This window comes from Mesorhizobium erdmanii USDA 3471, assembly GCF_000472705.1.
In the GTDB taxonomy this organism is placed as follows: Bacteria; Pseudomonadota; Alphaproteobacteria; order Rhizobiales; family Rhizobiaceae; genus Mesorhizobium; species Mesorhizobium erdmanii.
Map to the genome: position 1 here is coordinate 298,213 of NZ_AXAE01000012.1, position 18,446 is coordinate 316,658.

27 protein-coding genes, 1 tRNA gene and 1 pseudogene are annotated in these 18,446 nt (G+C 61.7%); 12 read left to right on the forward strand and 17 right to left on the reverse strand.

The window, feature by feature from the left end:
- Nucleotides 1–33: 33 nt before the first annotated feature.
- From A3AU_RS0108855 to A3AU_RS0108865, 3 genes are all read right to left on the reverse strand, one after another.
- Complete coding sequence (locus tag A3AU_RS0108855; protein WP_027052482.1) at nt 34–282, reverse strand: hypothetical protein; 249 nt, start codon at nt 280–282, stop codon at nt 34–36.
- A 220-nt stretch (nt 283–502) separates the two neighbouring features.
- Nucleotides 503–576: transfer RNA gene (locus A3AU_RS0108860), tRNA-Gln, on the reverse strand.
- A gap of 37 nt (nt 577–613) precedes the next feature.
- Entirely contained in the window at nt 614–910 is a 297-nt protein-coding gene (locus A3AU_RS0108865) for a hypothetical protein (RefSeq protein ID WP_027052483.1), read from the reverse strand.
- On the opposite strand from A3AU_RS0108865, the gene A3AU_RS1000000138870 reads away from it, so the two are divergent.
- The 4 genes from A3AU_RS1000000138870 to A3AU_RS1000000140740 all read left to right on the forward strand — a co-directional run bounded on the left by A3AU_RS1000000138870 (nt 909) and on the right by A3AU_RS1000000140740 (nt 2,474).
- The gene (locus A3AU_RS1000000138870) at nt 909–1,226 is read left to right on the forward strand and encodes a hypothetical protein (RefSeq protein ID WP_027052484.1); all 318 of its coding nucleotides are present in this window, start codon (nt 909–911) and stop codon (nt 1,224–1,226) included. The two genes, A3AU_RS0108865 and A3AU_RS1000000138870, sit on opposite strands and share 2 nt — an antisense overlap.
- Before the next feature lie 107 nt (nt 1,227–1,333).
- Entirely contained in the window at nt 1,334–1,864 is a 531-nt protein-coding gene (locus tag A3AU_RS01000000135170) for an MgtC/SapB family protein (protein ID WP_032917014.1), read from the forward strand.
- 96 nt (nt 1,865–1,960) lie between these two features.
- The gene (locus A3AU_RS0108880; RefSeq protein ID WP_027052485.1) at nt 1,961–2,251 is read left to right on the forward strand and encodes a hypothetical protein; all 291 of its coding nucleotides are present in this window, start codon (nt 1,961–1,963) and stop codon (nt 2,249–2,251) included.
- 88 nt (nt 2,252–2,339) lie between these two features.
- Nucleotides 2,340–2,474, forward strand: a complete 135-nt coding sequence (locus tag A3AU_RS1000000140740) for a hypothetical protein (RefSeq protein ID WP_272481087.1) — start codon at nt 2,340–2,342, stop codon at nt 2,472–2,474.
- Nucleotides 2,475–2,556: 82 nt separating this feature from the next.
- Here A3AU_RS1000000140740 and A3AU_RS0108890 read toward each other — a convergent pair whose 3' ends face one another.
- From A3AU_RS0108890 to A3AU_RS0108905, 4 genes are all read right to left on the reverse strand, one after another.
- On the reverse strand, nt 2,557–2,802 hold the full coding sequence (locus A3AU_RS0108890; protein WP_027052486.1) for a DUF982 domain-containing protein: 246 nt from the start codon (nt 2,800–2,802) through the stop codon (nt 2,557–2,559).
- Between the two features lie 12 nt (nt 2,803–2,814).
- Nucleotides 2,815–3,051 (reverse strand): DUF982 domain-containing protein, encoded by a 237-nt coding sequence (locus A3AU_RS0108895; protein ID WP_027052487.1) that lies wholly within the window; start codon nt 3,049–3,051, stop codon nt 2,815–2,817.
- Nucleotides 3,052–3,170: 119 nt separating this feature from the next.
- A complete protein-coding gene (locus tag A3AU_RS0108900) occupies nt 3,171–3,614 on the reverse strand; it encodes a GFA family protein (RefSeq protein ID WP_027052488.1) in 444 nt (147 codons plus the stop codon).
- Between the two features lie 47 nt (nt 3,615–3,661).
- Complete coding sequence (locus tag A3AU_RS0108905; protein WP_027052489.1) at nt 3,662–3,841, reverse strand: DUF3606 domain-containing protein; 180 nt, start codon at nt 3,839–3,841, stop codon at nt 3,662–3,664.
- 608 nt (nt 3,842–4,449) lie between these two features.
- Between A3AU_RS0108905 and A3AU_RS0108915 the strand changes: the two genes are divergently transcribed.
- Nucleotides 4,450–4,875, forward strand: a complete 426-nt coding sequence (locus A3AU_RS0108915) for a DoxX family protein (RefSeq protein ID WP_027052490.1) — start codon at nt 4,450–4,452, stop codon at nt 4,873–4,875.
- A 3-nt stretch (nt 4,876–4,878) separates the two neighbouring features.
- Here A3AU_RS0108915 and A3AU_RS0108920 read toward each other — a convergent pair whose 3' ends face one another.
- The 7 genes and pseudogenes from A3AU_RS0108920 to A3AU_RS0108950 all read right to left on the reverse strand — a co-directional run bounded on the left by A3AU_RS0108920 (nt 4,879) and on the right by A3AU_RS0108950 (nt 10,294).
- Nucleotides 4,879–5,184 carry a hypothetical protein gene (locus A3AU_RS0108920; protein WP_027029924.1) on the reverse strand — a complete coding sequence of 102 codons (306 nt, stop codon included), beginning with the start codon at nt 5,182–5,184 and terminating at the stop codon, nt 4,879–4,881.
- Between the two features lie 109 nt (nt 5,185–5,293).
- Nucleotides 5,294–5,563 carry a hypothetical protein gene (locus A3AU_RS0108925; RefSeq protein WP_027052491.1) on the reverse strand — a complete coding sequence of 90 codons (270 nt, stop codon included), beginning with the start codon at nt 5,561–5,563 and terminating at the stop codon, nt 5,294–5,296.
- Between the two features lie 351 nt (nt 5,564–5,914).
- Complete coding sequence (locus A3AU_RS0108930) at nt 5,915–6,685, reverse strand: hypothetical protein (protein WP_027052492.1); 771 nt, start codon at nt 6,683–6,685, stop codon at nt 5,915–5,917.
- 523 nt (nt 6,686–7,208) lie between these two features.
- Nucleotides 7,209–7,469 (reverse strand): annotated as a pseudogene (locus tag A3AU_RS1000000138875) (hypothetical protein); the annotation flags it as partial.
- A gap of 232 nt (nt 7,470–7,701) precedes the next feature.
- Nucleotides 7,702–8,268: a hypothetical protein gene (locus A3AU_RS0108940; protein ID WP_027052494.1), complete on the reverse strand. Its 567-nt coding sequence runs from the start codon at nt 8,266–8,268 to the stop codon at nt 7,702–7,704.
- A 115-nt stretch (nt 8,269–8,383) separates the two neighbouring features.
- Nucleotides 8,384–9,262, reverse strand: a complete 879-nt coding sequence (locus A3AU_RS0108945; protein WP_051355319.1) for a hypothetical protein — start codon at nt 9,260–9,262, stop codon at nt 8,384–8,386.
- A 57-nt stretch (nt 9,263–9,319) separates the two neighbouring features.
- Nucleotides 9,320–10,294 (reverse strand): IS1595 family transposase, encoded by a 975-nt coding sequence (locus tag A3AU_RS0108950; protein ID WP_027052496.1) that lies wholly within the window; start codon nt 10,292–10,294, stop codon nt 9,320–9,322.
- Nucleotides 10,295–10,725: 431 nt separating this feature from the next.
- Here A3AU_RS0108950 and A3AU_RS01000000135175 point away from each other — a divergent pair, with 431 nt between their 5' ends.
- Genes A3AU_RS01000000135175 through A3AU_RS0108965 form a run of 3 tightly spaced genes read left to right on the forward strand, consistent with a single transcriptional unit; the run spans nt 10,726 to nt 12,155 of the window.
- The gene (locus tag A3AU_RS01000000135175) at nt 10,726–11,127 is read left to right on the forward strand and encodes a hypothetical protein (RefSeq protein ID WP_032917017.1); all 402 of its coding nucleotides are present in this window, start codon (nt 10,726–10,728) and stop codon (nt 11,125–11,127) included.
- Nucleotides 11,120–11,503: a hypothetical protein gene (locus A3AU_RS01000000135180; protein WP_032917019.1), complete on the forward strand. Its 384-nt coding sequence runs from the start codon at nt 11,120–11,122 to the stop codon at nt 11,501–11,503. Before A3AU_RS01000000135175 ends, A3AU_RS01000000135180 begins: the two co-directional genes overlap by 8 nt.
- On the forward strand, nt 11,415–12,155 hold the full coding sequence (locus A3AU_RS0108965; RefSeq protein WP_245235444.1) for a terminase large subunit domain-containing protein: 741 nt from the start codon (nt 11,415–11,417) through the stop codon (nt 12,153–12,155). Before A3AU_RS01000000135180 ends, A3AU_RS0108965 begins: the two co-directional genes overlap by 89 nt.
- Nucleotide 12,156: 1 nt before the next feature.
- Here the strand turns inward: A3AU_RS0108965 and A3AU_RS0108970 are convergent, their stop codons facing one another.
- Nucleotides 12,157–12,426, reverse strand: a complete 270-nt coding sequence (locus A3AU_RS0108970) for a hypothetical protein (protein WP_027052498.1) — start codon at nt 12,424–12,426, stop codon at nt 12,157–12,159.
- A gap of 94 nt (nt 12,427–12,520) precedes the next feature.
- On the opposite strand from A3AU_RS0108970, the gene A3AU_RS0108975 reads away from it, so the two are divergent.
- Nucleotides 12,521–13,276 carry a phage terminase large subunit family protein gene (locus A3AU_RS0108975; RefSeq protein WP_081709470.1) on the forward strand — a complete coding sequence of 252 codons (756 nt, stop codon included), beginning with the start codon at nt 12,521–12,523 and terminating at the stop codon, nt 13,274–13,276.
- A gap of 192 nt (nt 13,277–13,468) precedes the next feature.
- Here A3AU_RS0108975 and A3AU_RS0108980 read toward each other — a convergent pair whose 3' ends face one another.
- Nucleotides 13,469–13,954, reverse strand: coding sequence for a hypothetical protein (locus tag A3AU_RS0108980; protein WP_154674554.1), 486 nt, complete (start codon nt 13,952–13,954; stop codon nt 13,469–13,471).
- 550 nt (nt 13,955–14,504) lie between these two features.
- On the opposite strand from A3AU_RS0108980, the gene A3AU_RS0108985 reads away from it, so the two are divergent.
- On the forward strand, nt 14,505–15,074 hold the full coding sequence (locus A3AU_RS0108985; RefSeq protein WP_027052501.1) for a hypothetical protein: 570 nt from the start codon (nt 14,505–14,507) through the stop codon (nt 15,072–15,074).
- A 227-nt stretch (nt 15,075–15,301) separates the two neighbouring features.
- On the opposite strand, the gene A3AU_RS0108990 is transcribed toward A3AU_RS0108985, so the two are convergent.
- Nucleotides 15,302–15,916, reverse strand: a complete 615-nt coding sequence (locus tag A3AU_RS0108990) for a class I SAM-dependent methyltransferase (RefSeq protein WP_027052502.1) — start codon at nt 15,914–15,916, stop codon at nt 15,302–15,304.
- A 284-nt stretch (nt 15,917–16,200) separates the two neighbouring features.
- Here A3AU_RS0108990 and A3AU_RS01000000135185 point away from each other — a divergent pair, with 284 nt between their 5' ends.
- Complete coding sequence (locus A3AU_RS01000000135185; protein WP_032917021.1) at nt 16,201–17,988, forward strand: portal protein; 1,788 nt, start codon at nt 16,201–16,203, stop codon at nt 17,986–17,988.
- Nucleotides 17,985–18,308, forward strand: a complete 324-nt coding sequence (locus A3AU_RS0109000; RefSeq protein WP_027052503.1) for a Bbp19 family protein — start codon at nt 17,985–17,987, stop codon at nt 18,306–18,308. Before A3AU_RS01000000135185 ends, A3AU_RS0109000 begins: the two co-directional genes overlap by 4 nt.
- The last annotated feature ends 138 nt before the right edge of the window (nt 18,309–18,446 follow it).

Consider the following 18,446-nt stretch of genomic DNA (forward strand, 5'->3'; position numbering starts at 1 on the left):
AAGCCGGGACCGGGGCTCGCCGCAGGTCGGTCCCTAAAGCCCGAAAGACTGCGGAAAAGGGTTCATATCATACCCGAGGCGGGGCTCGGGATTGGCTTTGGTGTCAGTGTGCGGCGTGGCCAGCGTGCCAGTTGCACTACAGTCCAGTTTTGCTGCCACGGCGGCCTTGATCGACAGACCTGCACATGCGTTGGCCGTGACCGTGGCTTTCTTCTTTTCGTGCGCCACGGCAGCACTTGATGCGGCAAGGACGAGCGCCGCGCAAACGATAGCGATTTTCATTAGTTGCCCCTATTTTAGCTATGCATAATAAAAAGTTAACGCAACGTCACCTGTCCGTCAATCGGAGGGTTCAAACCGTCTGCGCCAATTGCCGGTATCCGATGTGCCAGGAGCAGGCCTATGCCAACAATGGCTGCTGATAGCCAAGCCCAAAGGCCCGGCGGCTGCTCCGCTCTTCGGGCCCATTTGTCATCAAAGCATTCGACAAACTGATTTTGGCTGGTTCCCGCTCATGGGCTCGAACCACGATTCACGCCTTCAAAGGGCGCTGTCCTACCATTAGACGAAGCGGGAGAAGCTCGGATGGTTATGGAGCCGCGGCGGCGGCCCGTCAATTCGGGAAGTTGTCGACCGGTTCCTCGCAGCGGTAGACCGGGCAGTGCCCGTCGCGCGCCGGGATATAGGCCGACATCGGCACATCAGGCCAGTCGCACTCATTTCCGAACTGCCTGACATAACGGTCATAGGTGTTCGGGCCGGTGGTCAGCACCACGGCGCGATGGCTCTGGATCATGGCCTGGATCGCGGCACAGCTCATGGCGCGGCTGTCCGGCCGGGCCTCGGCCAGGGTGGTCGCCGCAAGGAGGGCGCCCAGGGTCATCAGCAGGACTGGAAGGCGAGCGGACATGACGATTCTCTGCGGTCTGATGCGGGATGCATTGTTCCAGAAAACCCGCTACCTGTCCGCAGGTTCCACCACAGCCGCCCGTAGCGCGGCGCGGGGGCGCCAGCGCAACCAAATCGCGCGTCGCGCATTGCTGCGAATGGACAGCAGGAAGCCATACGAAACGCCGCGATGGTGGCCCGGAAGCGAAGGCACGGAAGCCATGTGCTGCTCCTTCTGCGGCGGCCGCGACCACCGTTATGACGACTGCCCGCAAAGGAGCGATCCGCCTGCCGCATGGCCCGACGACGAGGAAGCCGGGCTGCCGCCACCGCGCTAGGAAGGGGCCGGGAAAGTGCCAGCTGCAGGAATGCCAGCCCGACCTCGATGCCGCCGACGGAACCGTGGTGCTTCGCCCACGTTGTGGCCGTCAACCCAGGGGAAATCATGGAACAGCTCGTCGAGGAATTCGGCCATCCCACCTACACCTCGTTTCCGGTCATCGCGGCGCGGCTGCTGCTGGCGACGCTTTACGGGGCCGTCATCGGCTTCGAGCGCGAATGGCGCAATCGCCCCGCCGGGCTGCGCACGCATATTCTCGTCTGCGTCGCCGCTGCCACTTTCGGCATCCTGACGGTCGAGATCGTCCATGCGCCAATGTTCGCGCAGGAGGCGGTGAAGGTCGACCCGATCCGCGTGGTCGAGGCGGTAACCGCCGGCGTCGCCTTTCTCGCCGCCGGCTCGATCCTGTTTTCGCGCGGGGAAGTCCATGGGCTGACCACCGGGGCCGGCATGTGGCTCGCCGGCGCGATCGGTGTCGCCTGCGGCTTGGGCTTGTGGCAGGTGGCCGGGTTCGCGACGCTTATCGTTTTGATCGTCGCGGGGCTTCTGCATCGGCTCCAACCGCGTGCCGGCCTTGTGGAAGACCAGGACGAGAAGGAACCCGCATCGGCATCCGCCAAACGTCCGCGCGGCTAGAATCCGTCCGCCGGAATTGGTGCCAACCTTTTTGGACGGCGAGCGTTGTCCCTGCGAGGCCGCAGCGGGCGGTCGTGCAAGACAAGGAGGCCCGAGATGAAACCTCTCGCCATCGCGTCGCTGGTGCTGGCCCTGGCCGTGCCTGCGGCGGCACAGACAAATCAGCAGCAGAACCCGGCCCAGGCCGACAGATGCCGCGTCGAAACCGATCAAGCCGGCAAACAGCACACCGGCAACGGCAATCTGACCGAAAAGCTCAACGATTGCGGCGGCGTGCTGAAGCCGCCGGCGACCGGCGACCAGGGCATGGCCGCGCCTGCGCCCGACGAAGGCAAGACGCCGGTGATCAAACCCGGCCAGGTGCCGGCCCAGCCCCCGGCGAATTGACGCCGCCTGGCAAGTTAATCTCGTGCCGTGCCGGAACTCAGCTTCAGGTGAAACGTTTCTTTAATGACTTCTAATTTGGGAGATGATCGTGAGAGATATTGCCGGCACCGCCACGTTTATTGCCTCGATCGCCATCGCCATCGTCCTGATGCTGATGGCGCCGAAGGGATTCGGATTTGATGCTTCCCATCCGATCGTGCATGGCGATTTGCCCGCGGAATAATCAGACCCCGGTTCCAACAAAAAAGCAGGCGACGCCATCGCCTGCTTTTTTGTTGGAAGTTCGTTCAGTCTCCGGGCTGAATCTACCGAACCAGAAGGCCGGCGTGGTCGCACAGCGCGGTGAACGCCTCCTGCGCCTGTGCCGCGCCGGCCTTGTCTTGCAGCGCCGCCTCGATCTTTTCGCGAGCGGCCTGGTAGAAGGGGCCGCGGCGGGCATGCGGCCAGTCGATCAGGATTTCACTGGCGTCCTGAAGCGTCGCCACCTCGCGGATCGTGTCCGAGCCATGCGGCCTGATACGAATCGGTGACGACAGCCTGATGTCGGTCATTGTTGGTTCCCGCTATTGGAGGATGTGGGCTTCGCGCGCGGCGTCGATCATCGCCCGCATCGCCTTTGCCGGCGGCGTCCAGCCATCCAGCGCGTCGCGGCAGCAGCGCAGTGCCGCCCGGTATCGCCGGCCGTGGACGGCGGGCCAGTCGCCGAGGCATTCCAAGCCCTCCCAGGCGCTGCGCACCAGGCGCTCGCGCTCGGGGGCGAATTTCAGGCGGATAGGTCGGGGAAACATCTTGTCGTTCAACGCTCGTCTCCGTGGCATGTCGGCCCTGAGCGAACTGGCTGTTCGTCAAAACAGCGCGCTGAAGGGCCGCCGGATAACGTCGCCGTCAGGGGAGGGTTCCGGGCCCCAAGTATGAATTTTCAATCGTGCGCGACGGCGTCCGACAAAGGTCTTGGCGCGGGTGGATCAGCGTCTTCCGATCTCGGCCGGTCATGCTCGAACTGCTCGGTGCCGGGCAAGGCATGCAGCCAGGTTTCGCGGCGGCCGATCCACAATTCATAGGCGGGGACAAGGTCGGTCGGCGCGACGTCGAGGCTGCCGAGCATCACCTCGACCTCGGTGTCGTCGACCCAGGCGACGCGGCTGCCGCAAGTCGGGCAGAAGCTGCGCGTGCCGTAAGAGGCGACCTCACCCGATGCCTCGTAGGCGTCGCGGGGAAAGATGGCGAAGGCCGAATAGACAGAACCGCCCGCCTTGCGGCAGTCCTTGCAGTGGCAAAGGCCGACCCGCGTGGGCTGGCCGGTGACGACGAAATGGACGCCGCCGCACAGGCAGCTGCCGGTCCTGCGTGGGGTGTCGGACATGGTCGCGGCCCTCCATTGTCGCCAGTCTGGCCTCTCGTGGCCGCCGCCTAGCCGCGCGCGGCCATGTGGTTGTCGAGTTTCTTGCGCGACGGCCCGTAGCGCTTGATGATGGTCTGCGCTTCGCTCTGCGGGATGCCGTATTTGCGCGCGAACGCGGCGACCTCATAGGTCTCCTCGCTCGAAACCAGCTTGCGGTCCTGCTTGATCTTCGATTTGTCGTCGGGCATGCCGGGCCTCGCTTTCTGTCAGCCGCATGATCACGCGGACACCAGTATATAGGATACCGCGGTCCTACATAACAGCGATCGGCGCTGGCGGTTCCATGGCTGGCAGCGGATGTGGCCGCCCGACGCCAACCGCAAAACGCCGGTCAGGCGGTTGGATCGGCTGGATTGGCGCCGTGCTGCCCGGTCTCGGCGCATTCGGCGCAGGGCGCGCTGGCGCCGGGACAGCCGCGCTGATGGGTGCCGGCGGGACAGCAAAGGCCGTTGGAACTTGTCCAGCGCGGGCATTGGAAAACCTGCCCGGTGCCGCCGCAGCCGTTGCACTCAAGGACCGGTGACCGGACCAGATAGGACTGCGTCCCGAACTTTACGCTCGCGCCCAAACTCAACCCACCCAATTCGCTGCACAGGACAGACCCCGTGCATTAGCCCCAGCTAAGAATATCACGGTGCTGGTTACGGACAAGTTTCAGGATCATTAATCGCTGGTGAATGGGGGCGCCGGGCGCCTGCCGCGCGGGCCGCGGCGAAAAAAATCGAGGATGCGTGTCGGAAACGGCACCGCCGGTGCGTCCTTGGGTCGAAGCCATTCCAAACCCTGGAGAGACAGCATGCCGGATATCACTCAATCGCCGTGGCAGACCGCGGCCCTTCTCATCGCCCGCCTGATCTTCGCCGCCGTCTTCCTCATGGGTGTGGCCTTCAAGTTCATGGATATGGGCGCCACCGCCGGCTACATCGCCGCCGCCGGCTTCCCGTTTCCACTGTTTCTGGCCTGGTGCGCCGCGATCCTCGAGACGCTGCTGGTACTAGCCTGCCTGACCGGCGCCTTCCTGACCCCGGCCGCCCTCGTCGGAGCGGTCTATGTCACGTTTCTCGGCTTTGCCTTCCATGGCCCCTCGCACTGGGCCGCGAACCAGGCCGAGTTCGGCGCCTTCATGTCGCATTTCCCGTTCGCCGCGGGCCTGCTCTTCGCCGCCGTGCACGGGCCGGGACGGGTGCTGGCGCTGAACCCGGGCTGGCCGGGCAGGGCGTGAACCTCACAACTGGTCGTTATAAGGCTCCTTCATCTGGCCGACCATGCGGGCCAGTTTCGAGAAGGACGGCATGTCGGCCTCCGGCTGGCATTGATTGGCGAGTTCCAGCAGCCGGATCGGAAAATTGACGGCGTCACGGCTCGACGCCGACATGCCGCCGGATCGCTCCTCGCCGGTCTCGCCGGCCTCGGCCTTGCGCAAGGCGATGTCGATCTCTTGCGATGTCAGCACGCCCTTGCGGACCAGGACGTGATTGATCGATGCGACGGCCATCAGCAGGCCTTCGAGTTGCAGGTTGGCGACGTTCATGAAGATTGCTCCCTCGATTGATCCAAGTTCATCCAGGTTCAAACGCGCGAGCCGTGGTTCCGATCCGGAGGGAGGCGCCGGGCCGGGTGCGGGCCCAAGGGCAAACGGCTTATTCCCGCGTCAGCTGCTCGCCATATTCGCGCCACACCGCCTTGACGTCCAGGCTGTCGAGGCGCGGGATCGACGGGTCGCCGCAATCCACGGCGGCGGTGCTGATGTCGTAGTTGGGAAAGGCGTTGGCGAGGAAGCGGATCGCTTCGCCCAGCGAGTTCACGCGGATGACCGGATCGGCCTGGCCCTGGCCGGTGCTGCGCACACCGGAGACCGTGGCTGGAGCATGCCGCATCCTGTAAACGGATGCCATGGCTGGTCTGTCCATCGTCCTCTCCCACAAAGGCCGTGACGGGAATCATTCCATGCGCTTCGACTAATGATCCCACAACTGCGGGGTTGTGAAAAGCCGGCTAGCGATTGCGCGGTTTTCCGGCATGCCGGCACCGCTTCGATTGTCCGGTGAGGGCAGTTGTGCTATGATTTCATCCACGGTGCTGATTTGCGCCGCCGACCCGCCGCCGAGGCGGGTTTTGTTTTTTCGACTTCCCGCGGGCGATGCTGGCTGCGTTTTGGTAGGGCGCCGAGATGGAGTAGGACGTTTTCCTTGTTATATCCTTGACGTATCAGGGAATAAAATCCTATGATTCGCGCCGGCAGGCCGGCAGTTGCCCCGCAATCATTTGCAGTAGGGGGCGATGAATTTTTCCAGAACGTCGAGCGTCTGCGAGACGACTTTGGACATATTCGCCAGCGTTGGGATAACAGGCTGGTTCTCGAAAACTGCTCCCTGTGGGAAGCGTATTTCGACGGACGTGCTGAAATTGTCATCCATGGAAATTGGGACGCCGGATTGGATGACTGTAACTGGGCCGTCCGCCTGCCATCCAGCGCCGCAATTCTCCATGATCATTCCGCCGGATCTGAGGTTAATGTTATCGATCTTCATGACCATGACGGTAGGCAGAAAGTCATTGTGTTTGTTGTCGTTGCAGAGGCTGGTGACGGCCCACAGATCGAGGTTCGTGTCCCTGCAAGGTTCTATTTCTTTCGCGATAAATTTCGCCGCGTCGGGGAAGGCCTTCTCGACCGCAGGATAGGTGCGGGAGGTTTCAAGGTCTTTCCGTTCTTCCGCAAAGGGGAAATGGACCTTTCGGGCAGGCCCAACGCATCGGACAGCGTTATTCATCCAGTAATCGAGCGCCTCCCTGAGATTGTTGACGGCGTCGCCCAAGATCGCGCCAAAGTGCTCGTTGATTGGCTCTTTGGGCCGGTAGGTCAGTGCAAAACAATCAGGATTAGCCAATAGAACGTGGCTCCGATGCGCCCCATTGCGGATTTCATAGAGATCGCGGCTCAAGGGAGACGAATCCCGTATAAGTGCATTGATATGGCTTTCGGCTCTTTTGACCTTTAGCCTAGGGTTTTTCATAACTTCGAACAGTTTCATGGCGAAATCCCCCAAAGACAAAGACCAGGTAAAGGGCGACGAGGTGTTGCGCCGCCTTTTGAATACGCCGCCAATCCCCCACCAAAAGGAAGAGCGTCCGGATCGCTCCGAACGCTCCCTGCATTAAAAGAAGATCCTGAGAATGGCGGCGATGCCAAATAGGCAGAGCGCAACGTTCACTTTCACTTCCCAAGTAACCGATATGTGCTTCCGCATTGGGATGCTCCTATCGGGCAGTCCGGACTACCCTTGAGGGGATAGCTGGCGGAGTATTTGTATCGCGCCCTTGCTGGCGCTAGACGTTGCCGCCCTAGAAACGGCACCATCGATCGGCAACATACACCTCATCCAAGGGCGGACACTGTCCGCACGTATGTTGCCATAGCCCCCGCTGTCTGGCGGTGACACAGGCCCCGACATGGGCCTAGATGGGCCTGCGGTTGTCCATTGATGTTGGATCCGGAGGACTCACCTTTTCTCAAGGTGGCAGATTCACGATTTCGGGTCGAATCTTAGCTTTCTCTTATACACAAAGAACTTTTCGCGCCTTTTGGTTAGGCGTGACCGCTTCACCAATCCGCCGACAAGTAAGGCGCTTGTCGCGGGCCATGCAAAGCAAATCTTCGGCGCAGCCTGCATCCGAGACTTTCGGGACAGTGCGGAGGTTGTAGCGGAAATCGAACTCGGCCAAGCAGCGGTACAGATGAGCCTCGCCGCAATGCTGATAGACGCCAATCATGCCGCGGTTGTGGAGTGAGAACTCGGTTTCAATAGTGCACGTGGTGCACCGTGCGAGTTTAGGAATTTTTTCCTAATTATATACATGACAAAAGTAACCAAATCACATAAGCTGGAAGGCGACAGGCCGGCAAAAGGCGGAAACCCGCCAACGAATCAGGAATTGACGCCAGAAATGGTGACCGCTTTTGCGAACGTCTTACGCGAAGCAATCGGTCTGGGATTGGACGCGAACGACCCTCAATCGAAATTCGAGACCGTAGCGGAAGAGCTAATGTCTAGCCCACTATTGGCGCGAATCCGCTCACGATCCTGAACTGAAGATTGAATATGGTGTTCGATAAATGCTCGAACATCTCAGCGGCCTTATCGAGCTCTGATTTGTCGAAAAGGAATTTTCCTAGCAAAGCCTTTCGCTCTTGTTCCGTGCTGTAGGTGGGGCCAAATATCTGCTCAGCGGAAAAGGTGCGGATCAATTCAGTGTGCTGATATTCCTCGCCATTAAAGTAATGGGTTTCGTTCCATCGCCCGTGAATTATGCGGTTCCTGATTGTCGCCTTCTTGCCGATTTTTTCGGTTGTGCGTTCTACGTCCTTCAGAAGATCGGGATCTTTGCGAAGATGGGACCGCGCCGCTGCTTCAATGACGCGAAGCTGCGCTTGAATGCCGATGATTGATAGGAGGATCGAGCCAGACTTGTTGAGGTCGGTGGGAGTGCTGACGGAATTGAAGAGAAACATCATTTGCCATTCGACATTCGACCAAGCGTCGACGGCGGTGGCAAATGCGATGTAGGTTTCATCGCGGGTTGGGCGAAAAACTAACTCTTTTGGGATTTCCGGCATGGCTGACACCGACAAAGACAAAGACCTGGATGAAACAAAGCGCATCATGGAGCGCTTGGTGAAGACGCCGCCCAAGATTCACGAGACTACAAAGACCAAGAGCGCGGGCAAAGGGTCAGTGGTCCCGGACATCAGCCAGCCCGATTTGCCGAAGGAGAAAACGGCCAAGCGACGTTAGATGTGTAGAACCGGCCGTCATCATTCCCGTCTTTTCGTCAAATTCTGGAATCTCGCCCTTCTTTATCTTGGCGTATCGAGACGCAAGAAGGCCCAGCGTGCGCAATTGGGTGCGTGCCAGTTGGTGCAATGTTCCTTCGTCGACTTCTGATTGGTCAGATCCGAGGTGAACAGGGACCGGCCGCAGGATAGCAGCGTGTTTCTTGGCAAACTCTTTATCGTCATGGTTCTTTCGAAGGTAGCCGGATAGGATGATGATCTGGTCATCATCTATTTCGTCCAAGATGTTCAAAAGTCGCTTCGCCTGAATGCGGTCCTTTTCTTCCCCAGTAAGGCCAAGTGCCACAATGCGACTAATGTAGTCGATGCGATCTTGCGACAGAGCGCGGGAAGATTTCAAAACACCATCTTCGAATAAATCGACCTTGTCAGGGCTATCAAACTGGCTAACTTTGATGGGTTGTCCTAGTTCTTCAAGACGATCATGAAGCGATTTTACAAACGCCTCTAAGCGATCAACGCGCTGATTTGGGATTACTTGGCCGATAATCTCTCCAATTATCGTTCCCGCAACCGGCACGGCGCCGGCCAGACCTTTTAGCGCGCTCACAATGTAATCGGTCTTTGTCGGTCCTACCGGTACGCCCTCGCCATCTTTAGTCATTTCCACACTCCCCCATGAGGTAATCGATATGTCCTGCTTCAGGATGGCTATATTAATCACCATCCTGTTTTCTGCGATAGTATGGCTGTACTGTTTGTCTATTTCGGGGGAGCCGCAGTCGGTTTGGATTATGCGCAAGGTAATCGGCGTCACGCCTTCTTTCGGCGCATACGTGCCAGCTTCAAGGCCTTCTGGCGCAACGTCTTTGCCCTAGTGAGCGCTTCGATATGTCAGTCGCTTGCCTTCGATGCCTTCCATGATGGCATCAACGCGCATCTTGTCGGTGAAGCCAAGCTTGGTGCGGCGATTGTAGCGGAAATCGAACTCGGCAAGGTAGCGATGCAAGTGAGCCTCGCCACAGTGCTGATAGACGCCAACCATGCCGCGCTTGAAGACTGAAAACACGTTTTCAATCGTGTTCGAATGAACCACGTACTCGCCTTCGCGGCGGGCATATTCGTTGGCCGAATGCTTGACGGTGCGATGCGAGGCGAACTCTTCGCCAGTGCGGGTGTAGAGGTTCGACTCGTCGGTATTGAGGTGTGAAGCGCGGTCAACGTTGCGGACCAGCACGTCACGCACGGTGAGCCTAGTAGCGTCGTTCAAATGGAACATGCGGGCTTTGCCGCCGCGCTCGACCAAGCCAACGACAATGCGCTTCTCGCGACCGCCGCCCTTGCCCTTCTTGGTGAAGGGACGGCCCTTGCGCTGCGCAGAAATGCGGGGCGTCTCGCGCTTGCCGATATAGGTTTCGTCCGCTTCCACGGTCTTGCCTTCGCCGCCCAAAGGACCGGACGATGCAACGTCTTCCTTCATCGCCTCGCGGATGCGGTGCGCCATGAACCATGCGGTTTTGTAGGTGACGCCAAGCATACGGTGCAGCTGGTGAGCGGACATGCCTTTCTTGGATGCGCCGAGCAGATGCGTTGCCAGCCACCACTTGGACAGCTTGATCTTGGAGCGCTCGAATACGGTACCGACAGTGACGGTGAACTGACCCTTGCACTCGTTGCAATAGCGCAAGCCCGGACGGTGCGACTGCTTCTTGCCTTCGATCAGCGCAATCTTGTCGGGGTTCGCGTTGCCGCAATGTGGGCAATAGGGACCATTCGGCCAACGGACGGCTTCAAGGGCTTCGCGGGCCTTGTCTTCATCGTGAAAGATTGGGTTCTGAAGGTCGGTCATTTGGGTAACTCCTTGGATTTGTTATCGTCCAAAGGGCTACTTTTGTCAAGTATATAATTAGGAATTTTTTCTTAGAAGCGATTGACCGGGTGAGGGCAGCCATGCTACATATTTGTCCATGGTGCTGATTTGCGCCGATGACCCGCCGCCGAGGCGGGTTTTGTGTTTCTGGCGATCTCATTACGCGAAGTGGCTTTGTGCCGACACTGAGATGACGGCGGGACAGCGCCCCCCTCTGGCCTGCCGGCCATCTCCCCCACTTGGGGGGAGATGGGCAGCTTAGGCGCCCCGCCTTTCCTTGCGACGTTGGTGATTGGCGAAAGCCGAGACAACGGCCAATCTCCCCCCTAGTGGGGGAGATGTCCGGCAGGACAGAGGGGGGCGTCGTAGAGTGCTGCCTTTCATCTGACGATTCATTCCGCGAGAATCCAATGACCCAACGCTACGCCACGATCAACACCGACGATGACGGCCACGAGGTCGTCAGCGCCATTGGCGAATTCGAGGGCGCAGCGCCGCGGGCGCGGCTTGGCCGGATCGAACAGGTCGCGCCCGGCGTGCTGATCGGCATGGTGCGGGATGCGGCGGGCGGCTTCGGTTTCCCGCAGGCAGGCATCGCTGGCCGCGCCGCCGGTCTTGTCGTGGCGAGGCTGCGGGCGCGGACCGTAGCGGCAAAGCCCGGCAAACCTGCCGATGCGACGCAGTCGCGGGCAAGGCCGAAGCGCAGGGGCAAGGCGAAGAAAAGGACCGCTCGCGCGAAGAAGCCGGCCCGATCGGCGAAGGCGCCAGCGTCCGCCGGCGATGTCGACGCTTCGGGGCAGGTCCATGACTGACGGGCCGGCGCGCCGCAAGACAAGGCCGGCCGGGCGCAAGCCATCCGCCGCGCCGGCTTCCGCGCCCCGGCCGAAGCGGGTGAAGAAAACGCTGGGCGACGATTTCCTCGCCGCCGTGCGGGCCGATTTCCGCGTGCATGGCGCCGGCGTCATCGCCGAGGTGCGCGCCGACAAGCCGGACCAATATCTGAAGATCGTGCTTTCGGTGCTGCCCAAGGATTTCCCTGTGCTCGGCACCATCAACCAACTGGACGGGCTGAGCGATGAGGAAATCCGCAGCCGTATCCGTGGCCTCGAAGCCGTGCTCAAGCCGTTCCTCGAAGAGCCCGCTGACGGCGGCGCGGACGGAATATCTGGCGCTGCTGGCGGAGCTTGACCGCCGGCGGCGCACAAATCTGGTGGCGGCCTACTCGCCATATCAGCGCCAGGCCGAATTTCACGCCGCAGGCGCGGTCAACCGCGAACGGCTGTTCATGGCCGGCAACCAGCTCGGCAAGACCAGGGCCGGCGGCGCCGAATGGGCGATGCACCTGACCGGGCGTTATCCCGCGTGGTGGCAAGGTAAGGTTTTCGACAGCGCGGTGCGGCTCTGGGCCGCCGGCGTCACCGGCGAAGGCACGCGCGACAATCCGCAACGCGTGCTGGTCGGCCCGCCGCAGCAGCAGGCGGCCTGGGGCACCGGCATGATCCCGGCCGATGCCATCTTGCAGACCATCATGGGCCGTGGCGCGCCGGGCGCGCTCGACAGCGTCGTGGTGCGCCATGGCGGCGGCGGCGATTTGCAGGCCGGCGAGAGCGTGCTGTCGTTCAAGAGCTTCGAAAAAGGCCGCGAGAAATGGCAGGGCGAGACGCTGCACGGCGTCTGGTTCGACGAGGAACCGCCGCTCGACATCTATTCCGAAGGCCTGACCCGCACCAACGCGACGGGCGGGATAACGATCGTCACCTTCACGCCGCTGCTCGGCATGAGCGATGTGGTGCTGTTGTTCCTGTCGGCGGGAGAGGTGGAGAGGATGGTGAAGGGCTAGCCTATGGATACTGGCTGCCCGCAAGCTGCCTCGCGCGGGCCTTGGGATCGGTGGCTTTCCGCGTCAGCGGTTGGCACCATATCCTTGTGTCGCCCTTCTGATTGGACCAAACATTGCACACTTTGTACGGCGTGTCCGGGGCACAAACGTTGTGCTTTTCCCCGGCATAGTCGATGATCTTGCAGGTCTGCTTGCTTGTATCATAAGGCACGTTCGATTGGCACGCGGACGTGCTGGCGGCAATGGCCACGACAATTGCTATCCGGATCATGTATGGTCCCCAAATCCCCAAGCAACCATGCACCGGATCAACAGTATAAGCAATGGCGATTGTTTGGCTCTGCGGAATATTATGGCAAGATGATATGTCCCGACACGTTACTTTCATGACCATCGATGATGCCGCGCACTATTCGCCCGAGGAGCGGGCGGCGATCGTTGGCGCCTATCCCGAGCATGAGCGCGAGGCGCGGGCTCGCGGCATTCCGGTGCTGGGGTCGGGGCGCATCTTTCCGGTGGCCGAGGCGCTGATTGCCTGCGAGCCGTTCCGGCTGCCGCGCTACTGGCCGCGCATCGGCGCGCTGGATTTCGGCTGGGACCATCCTTCCGCGGCGATAGAGCTCGCCTGGGATACCGAGGCCGATGTCGTCTATGTCACCAAGGCGGCGCGAGCCTCGCAGCAGACGCCGGCCATGCAGACGCTGACGCTCAAACCCTGGGGCGAATGGCTGCCCTTCGCCTGGCCGCGCGATGGCCGCCGCGAGACGCTGGAGGGCGCCGGCGTGGCGCTCGCCCGGCAATATCAGGCACACGGGCTGAACATGCTGTCGCGCCACGCGCAATTCCCCGATGGTTCGGTGTCTGTCGAGGCCGGGCTGATGGAGATGCTCGACCGCATGCAGAGCGGCCGCTTCAAGGTGTTTTCGACGCTTGGCGACTGGTTCGAGGAGTTCAGGCTTTTCCATCGCAAGGACGGCCAGGTGGTGAAGTTGCGGGACGACCTGATGGCGGCGACGCGCTACGGCGTGATGATGCTGCGCGAGGCGGTGGTCGATCCGGCCGAGTTCAGGGCGGCGCGAAGGCAGGCGGGGCAAAGCGATCCGCTGGGCGCGTTTCGGTAGGAGACGGGGCGCCTCCGCCGAAACACGCGCCGATCGCTCGAAAAATCTTCGATCCGACAAGTGCCCTTGCCGAACTTCAGCATGGCAAATTCGGGGCGTATGCGACCGATTCAAACTACGCCAAGAAGCTTCGGCCTTATCTGAACGATTTACGGTGAGGCGGCTTTGGACCTTGAAGAGGAGCTCCACGCGTTACCGATTGTTGCGGAATGACCGGGCGATACGCTCGGCAATCGGCCTAAACGTCGCCTGATCCTTCTTGTTCCAGACCATATCGAAACAGGTGATGATACGGTGTTTCTGGCACATGCCGTAGAAAATTGCCGTGCCGTCCGCTGAGGTGCCGGAAACCGCGGCGAGCGATGGCTTGTCAAGTTTATATGTCACTTTGTGGGCATCGCCGACGACCGCCTGCTTGAGATACTCGAACGGGCTCATTTTGTTGTTATCGGCCCGGTACTGACGGAGCTCGGCATCGGGATACCCGATTGGATCGAACGTTTGGCCGTGGTTGTCGGCGAAGCCACCAAGCAATCGACCATCGCCCTCAACAAAGAAAACGGGGATTTCGATTGTGCTTCCACCGCTGATGGAGGTGGTCCATTTGATAGGCTCCTTGGCAACGGCCAGCGGTTGCGCCAGCATCAATAAGCCAAGTGCAAAGACGATTGCTCTCATGACATTTCCTCTCCCAGCATCGCCATCGTAGAAATGCCTCCTATGGTTGTGCCGTTATCGTACTACGCCGATCAGGTTGTGACAAGAATTACATGGGCCGCAACAGCATTTTCAGCAGGCGTTGTGAGGTTATCCCGAACGCTGCGCGACATGGCTTTGCGATGGCCGTGCTTCTCAATGAAGATGGAATGAGAACGATAGGGAGTTACATGCTGGCCCGGAAGCATAAATTAGGAATTTTTTCTTACGTGCCATTGACGGCGTGAGGGCACCAATGGTACATTTTTATCCATGGTGCTGATTTGCGCCAACGGCCCGCCGACGAGGCGGGTTTTGTTTTGGGGCGATGGTCGGTTCGGATAGATGCCGCGACGATCGCGACGGAACGTAGCGCCTCGTCGCGGCGCCCGCAGGTCACGGGATGAGATCCCTTGGGTTGCGGAGCAGCTCCAGGTCTGCGCCGCGCTTCCTCCGCCATAGGATGACGAAGCAGATGGCGCATCGGCGCTTCCTTCGCCGACGATGGCTTCCGACTGACGAAAGTCCATCCATGACGTTCCGCATCATCCCCGCCACGCTGCGCGATCTTTCCTACATCGCCGCGAACCTGCGCCCCGAGGATCGCGCCGAGATCGACTGCCAGCTCGACCATTGGTCGCCGGCGCTGCTGGCGATGGCGGCGCTGCAGGGGTTTGCCTATGCCGCCGAGCTCGACGGCAATCCGGAGGCCGGGTTTGGCGCGGCCGAGCAGCGGAGCGGGCTGTGGATCGCCTGGAGCTGGGGTACGCGCCGCATGAAGCGCTGCGTGCCCGGAATAACGGAATTCTTTCACATCGTGCTTGGGCCTGAGGTGGCGGCGCGCGGCGCCTGGCGGGTCGAAGCCCGCGCTTTGGCTGCCAATCATCTGGCGCTGCGCTGGCTCGGCCGGCTCGGCGCCACGCAACGCTGCCGGCTGCCGGGCTATGGCAAGAACGGCGAAGATTTCTTCCTCTACGACTGGACAAGAGAAGGCTGGAACCATGTGTCTGTTTCAAAAACCACCGGAACTGAAGCCGCTGCCGCCGGTGCCGACCGTGCAGGACAAGGATGTGCAGGCGCGCGAAGCGGCGCTGCGGGCTGAGCTCGAACAGCGCCAGGGCACGGCGAGCACGATCAAGACCGACCTTGCGCCGTCGAGCCTCACCGGCCAGCGCCGCGTGCTCTTGGGGCTTTGACCATGACCGCGATGAAGCGCAGTTTTCGCCGCCGCGTGCTGGACTGGTGGTACTGGCGCCGGCATGCACGGCTGGTGAAGAAGCGGGGGTGAGGGGCATCCTTCTCCCCAGGGAGAAGGGAAGGCTCCGCCGTTCACGCTTTCTTCGCGAACGCCCAGACCATCAGCGGGTATTCTTCATCATTGCTCAAGTCGCGCCACAGGCCGTAGGCGCGCACGGGGCCGCCAATATGGGCGCGGGCGCATGCCTTGTTGCCCCAGCCATGCACCTTGACGTTGGCCTCGGCAAAACCACCCTCGACCATCAGCTGCTTCAGGCCGGCTGGCGTCCATCTGTTGTAGTCGTGCGGCCTGGCATGGACCCGGAACAGGAAGGGCGTCGCCACCATCGCCCAGCCGCCTGGCCTTGTCATGGAATGGATATTTGCCACCGCCGCCAGCGGCCGCTGGACATGCTCCAGCACCTGGTCGGCGATGACGATCGAATATTGCTCGTCGGTGCGGTCCTTGCAGATGTCGAAGGCGGGGAAATCGACCGACCTATAGTTGGGGCACATTGCCCGCCAGTAGCGGTTCCAGCCGGGCGAGATCTCGATGACATCGGAGGCCTTGCGGTTTCCGGCTTCGAGGAACAGCGTGAACGCCTCGATCTGGCGGATGCGCAGCCAATTGCGGGAATCATAGCCAAGCAGACGTTTGGCCGCCTGTTTGCCGCGGTTTTTCAGGGCGCCGGCAAGGCTTGTCGTCATAGGATCGACCTCCTTCAAAGCCCGCCGCGCAGGAGCCCCTAACACCGCCAGGTGGGCAAAAGATGACAGGACAGCCAATCTCCCCCCTCGTGGGTGAGATGCCCGGCAGGGCAGAGGGGGGCGTGAAGGAACGCCAACCTCGGTCATTTCCAATCGAACACCCGTGACGGGCAACATGAATATGAGGCTGGCGGGACAGCGCCCCCTCTGGCCTGCCGGCCATCTCCCCCACGAGGGGGGAGATCGACAGTTCCTGCCTCGGCGCCAAACAAGCGAGCTTAGACATGACCGATTCCCGCGCCCGCGATATCCTGTCCCGCCAGTCCGAGCTCGAGAGCGAGCGCAGCCAGTATGAGGCCGTGTGGGAGCAGGTGGCGGAGTTCTGCGACCCCGATGCGCCCGATATCTGGAACGGGCGCCGGACCGGCGGCCCGGATTCCCAGGCCGAGCGGCAGGAGCGGCGCGGCGCCCGCGTCTACGCCAACACCATCAACTCGGCCGCCAACCGGCTCGCCGCCGGGCTCGAAAGCCTGATCATTCCGCAATCGGAAAAATGGCACGGGCTGTCGACGGCGGAAATGAACGACGAGGAGACCGACGAGGAAAAGGAATGGGCGGAAGCCTTGCGCGACTTCCTGTTCTCGCTGCGCTACTCCGCCAATTCGAATTTCGTGCCGGCCACGCAAGCCTGCCTGCGCAATGTCGTGCGCTATGGCCCGGCCTATCTCTATGCCGAGGAAGGGTTCGGCTCGACGCTGATCCGCTATGCCTCGATCCCCGTGGTCGAGGGCTATCTCAGTCGCAATCGCTGGGGCCAGGTCGACACTTTCCATCGCCGCTACGAGCGCACGGCGCGGCAGGCGGCGCAGCTGCTCGGCTACGACAGGCTGCCGGCGCGCATCAAGGTGCTGGTCGACGACCCGGCCAAATGCGAGGAAAAGATCTCGCTGATCCAGTGCATCCAGCCGCGCGACGAGCGCAAGATGTATCGGCTCGGCGACCACACCCAGTACCTCGACACGGCGTTCGCCTCCTACCACGTCATCGAGGACGAGGATGAGATCGTGCGGGAAAGCGGCTTTCGCACCTTTCCGGTGTCGACCTTCAACTGGCGCCGCTACGAGGGCGATCCCTACGGCATCTCGCCGACCATCGAGGCGCTGACCACGGTGCGCGAAGAGAATGCGGTGCGCCGCTCCGGGCTGCGCGCGCTGCAGCAGATCACCGACCCGGCGACCGCCTCGAAGGCCCGGCTCGACTATGTGCCGGTGCTCAACCCGGGCGAAAACTATCCCGGCCTGATCGACGACAATGGCCGGCCGCTGATCCAACCGATCACCACCGGGCAGAACCCGACCTATGCCTTCAACTATGCGCAAAGCCGCGCCGACGAGATCCGCGACATGATGTTCGTCAACCTGTTCCAGACGCTGGTGCAGAACCCACAGATGACGGCCACCGAAGCGCTGATCCGCCAGGAGGAGAAGGGCGCGCTGCTCGGGCCTTCCGGCTCGATCATCCAGGCGGGCTTCGCCACCAATCTCGACCGCGAGCTCGGCATTCTCGAGGACAAGGGCCTCTATGACGAGGACAGCCGCTTCCTGCCGCCGGAGAGCCTGGCCGGCAAGGCGGTGCGGCCCACCTTCACCGGCCCGCTCGACGTGCTGCGCCGCTCGGCCGAGGCGCGCGACACCATTCAGGTGGTGACGACGGCCATGCAGATGGCGCAGTTCGATCCCGGTGTCATGGACAATATCGACAGCGACGAGGCGATCAAGATCGTGCAGAGCGCCGGCCGCAGCCCGCAGCGCATTTTCCGGCGCAAGGAAGAGGTCGACGGCCTGCGCGATGCGCGTGCCAAATCCCAGCAGGCGCAAGCCGGCATGGCGGCGATCGCCACCGCCGGCAAGGCGGCCAAGGACGCGGTGCCGGCGGCTGTGCAGGCACGCGACAGCGGCCTGCTCGATGGGTTGCAGGCGATGCTCCAGGGCGCGGGTGGTCAGGGTGGGGAGGGCGCTCAGACCGGGCAAGGCGTGCCCGCTGGCCAGGGCCCGGCGGGTGGCGGCGCATGAGCGGCAAACGCTTCGCCCGCTCCAGCCAGGCCGGCGGCCCGGCCAAGGCGCGGGACGCGCTGACCAAGGCGTATCTGCGCGTCTTTTCCGGCGAGGACGGCGAGATGGTGCTGGCCGATCTGGCGGCGACCGTCGGCTACTACCGCCGGCCGTCCTATGGCGAGTGGATGGCGCGGACCAGAACGCCCGAAGGCTTCGAACTGCACAGCGCGCTCAGCAATGCGCGGGCCGAGGTGGTGCAGCACATCATGGGGTTTTTGACTCTGGATGACGCGCAGCTGGCGGCGCTGGAGAAGGCGGCACGGGCTGAGGAGAGGTGAGGCGCTGAAGCCGCGTCCCTCGCCTCGTTTACGGGGAGTTGAGGAGTGGTCCGCACAGCGGACGGAAAAGCCAACGGCTTGGCTTTTCGAACGACGAACGCCGGCAAGCAGGCGAGGGCCGGCGCCAGCTTCTCATAA

What these genes read in the sequence shown, in the direction of transcription:
- A3AU_RS0108855 (WP_027052482.1), bottom strand. Translation starts at nt 282, where the DNA reads ATGAAAATCGCTATCGTTTGCGCGGCGCTCGTCCTTGCCGCATCAAGT.
- A3AU_RS1000000138870 (WP_027052484.1), top strand. Translation starts at nt 909, where the DNA reads ATGACGATTCTCTGCGGTCTGATGCGGGATGCATTGTTCCAGAAAACC.
- A3AU_RS0108865 (WP_027052483.1), bottom strand. Translation starts at nt 910, where the DNA reads ATGTCCGCTCGCCTTCCAGTCCTGCTGATGACCCTGGGCGCCCTCCTT.
- A3AU_RS01000000135170 (WP_032917014.1), top strand. Translation starts at nt 1,334, where the DNA reads ATGGAACAGCTCGTCGAGGAATTCGGCCATCCCACCTACACCTCGTTT.
- A3AU_RS0108880 (WP_027052485.1), top strand. Translation starts at nt 1,961, where the DNA reads ATGAAACCTCTCGCCATCGCGTCGCTGGTGCTGGCCCTGGCCGTGCCT.
- A3AU_RS0108890 (WP_027052486.1), bottom strand. Translation starts at nt 2,802, where the DNA reads ATGACCGACATCAGGCTGTCGTCACCGATTCGTATCAGGCCGCATGGC.
- A3AU_RS0108900 (WP_027052488.1), bottom strand. Translation starts at nt 3,614, where the DNA reads ATGTCCGACACCCCACGCAGGACCGGCAGCTGCCTGTGCGGCGGCGTC.
- A3AU_RS0108905 (WP_027052489.1), bottom strand. Translation starts at nt 3,841, where the DNA reads ATGCCCGACGACAAATCGAAGATCAAGCAGGACCGCAAGCTGGTTTCG.
- A3AU_RS0108915 (WP_027052490.1), top strand. Translation starts at nt 4,450, where the DNA reads ATGCCGGATATCACTCAATCGCCGTGGCAGACCGCGGCCCTTCTCATC.
- A3AU_RS0108920 (WP_027029924.1), bottom strand. Translation starts at nt 5,184, where the DNA reads ATGAACGTCGCCAACCTGCAACTCGAAGGCCTGCTGATGGCCGTCGCA.
- A3AU_RS0108925 (WP_027052491.1), bottom strand. Translation starts at nt 5,563, where the DNA reads ATGGACAGACCAGCCATGGCATCCGTTTACAGGATGCGGCATGCTCCA.
- A3AU_RS0108930 (WP_027052492.1), bottom strand. Translation starts at nt 6,685, where the DNA reads ATGAAACTGTTCGAAGTTATGAAAAACCCTAGGCTAAAGGTCAAAAGA.
- A3AU_RS0108940 (WP_027052494.1), bottom strand. Translation starts at nt 8,268, where the DNA reads ATGCCGGAAATCCCAAAAGAGTTAGTTTTTCGCCCAACCCGCGATGAA.
- A3AU_RS0108950 (WP_027052496.1), bottom strand. Translation starts at nt 10,294, where the DNA reads ATGACCGACCTTCAGAACCCAATCTTTCACGATGAAGACAAGGCCCGC.
- A3AU_RS01000000135175 (WP_032917017.1), top strand. Translation starts at nt 10,726, where the DNA reads ATGACCCAACGCTACGCCACGATCAACACCGACGATGACGGCCACGAG.
- A3AU_RS01000000135180 (WP_032917019.1), top strand. Translation starts at nt 11,120, where the DNA reads ATGACTGACGGGCCGGCGCGCCGCAAGACAAGGCCGGCCGGGCGCAAG.
- A3AU_RS0108970 (WP_027052498.1), bottom strand. Translation starts at nt 12,426, where the DNA reads ATGATCCGGATAGCAATTGTCGTGGCCATTGCCGCCAGCACGTCCGCG.
- A3AU_RS0108975 (WP_081709470.1), top strand. Translation starts at nt 12,521, where the DNA reads ATGTCCCGACACGTTACTTTCATGACCATCGATGATGCCGCGCACTAT.
- A3AU_RS0108980 (WP_154674554.1), bottom strand. Translation starts at nt 13,954, where the DNA reads ATGAGAGCAATCGTCTTTGCACTTGGCTTATTGATGCTGGCGCAACCG.
- A3AU_RS0108985 (WP_027052501.1), top strand. Translation starts at nt 14,505, where the DNA reads ATGACGTTCCGCATCATCCCCGCCACGCTGCGCGATCTTTCCTACATC.
- A3AU_RS0108990 (WP_027052502.1), bottom strand. Translation starts at nt 15,916, where the DNA reads ATGACGACAAGCCTTGCCGGCGCCCTGAAAAACCGCGGCAAACAGGCG.
- A3AU_RS01000000135185 (WP_032917021.1), top strand. Translation starts at nt 16,201, where the DNA reads ATGACCGATTCCCGCGCCCGCGATATCCTGTCCCGCCAGTCCGAGCTC.
- A3AU_RS0109000 (WP_027052503.1), top strand. Translation starts at nt 17,985, where the DNA reads ATGAGCGGCAAACGCTTCGCCCGCTCCAGCCAGGCCGGCGGCCCGGCC.